Here is a 707-nt window from a genome sequence, read left to right as displayed (position 1 = left end):
TCACCGTGTCCCATGCAATCGGCGTGCCAGCGAAAGGTTGTGCGGCAAGAGGCGCAAAACCATCCGTTTCGCGCGCAACGGCGGAATACTTGCGCCTCAGTGTGTCGGCTTCCGAACAAGACGTCCAACCGTACGGCTGAACACGGCAACAGGACTGCGAATGACGACGATCGCCGGCCGGAGATCGTGAATGCAGGGGCCTAGTTGGTCGGGCTCCCCGCGCAGACCGATCGAGCGCGCAAGCTGGAGAAAGATGGCGATCACGGTACTGTAGACGGGCGGAGCGCCGCAACGAACGGCGCTCCGTTCAAGGTCCGAGCCGGCGACGCGCCATCATTAGCGGCTCAAAGCGTTGCATGTCGCCGCGTCCATCAAGCGGCTCTTGTGGAGCTGGAACACGTGCTTTGACGTATCCATGCCAATTCGAATAATCTGTTCCACGGACGGTCTCCTTTGCTTGAGATCTTCAACGACCTCATTCTGGCACATCGATGCCGTGCTGGGGGCCGTCCACACCAACACGACTACAAGCGGCACGGCACAACGACGCTCTTCGCTGCCCTCAACGTGCTGGACGGCACGGTCATCGCGCAGAACACGCAGCGCCACCGCCATCAGGAGTTCATCCGCTTCCTCAACCGCATCGAGCGCGCGGTGCCGGCGGACAAGGCAATCTACGTGATCCTAAAGCGTGTCGCGATTAATTG

Annotated in this window: 1 pseudogene; it reads left to right on the top strand. The window is 60.7% G+C overall.

The features are described from left to right. Positions 1 to 519: 519 nt before the first annotated feature. A pseudogene (locus BQ8482_RS30515) lies at positions 520 to 707 on the top strand (IS630 family transposase); the annotation flags it as partial.

The organism is Mesorhizobium delmotii, assembly GCF_900149755.1.
Lineage (GTDB): Bacteria > Pseudomonadota > Alphaproteobacteria > Rhizobiales > Rhizobiaceae > Mesorhizobium > Mesorhizobium delmotii.
This window is presented reverse-complemented; position numbering and strand designations above follow the sequence as displayed.